Here is a 319-nt window from a genome sequence, read left to right on the forward strand (position 1 = left end):
ACCATGACCATCAATGGTACCGATTACCAAACCACGGTTGATGAAAATGGCAACTGGAGTGTCGATGTCGCGGGTAATGATCTAGCCAACGACACCGAGTTTGAGGTAAGCGTGGTGTCAACGGACGCGGCGGGCAACGAAGTAAACAGCACAGTAACATCAACTCATACGGTCGATCTGGTTGCATATGCAGGTACCGTAACGGTGGCGTTAATCACGGCAGATGACGTGATTAACGCGGAAGAAAGCGGACAAACTATTGCGGTCACAGGTACCGCAACGGGTGGCGACATCAGTGAAAACGATGTGGTGACCATGA

The 319-nt window shown here is 51.1% G+C and carries 1 protein-coding gene; it reads left to right on the forward strand.

Translation table 11 applies throughout. The features are described 5' to 3' along the window. On the forward strand, positions 1-319 hold a 319-nt coding region (locus A6E04_RS20875; protein ID WP_139078929.1), incomplete at both ends, for an Ig-like domain-containing protein.

Origin of the sequence: Aliivibrio logei, assembly GCF_001691055.1 — a bacterium.
GTDB classification, from domain to species: domain Bacteria; phylum Pseudomonadota; class Gammaproteobacteria; order Enterobacterales; family Vibrionaceae; genus Aliivibrio; species Aliivibrio salmonicida.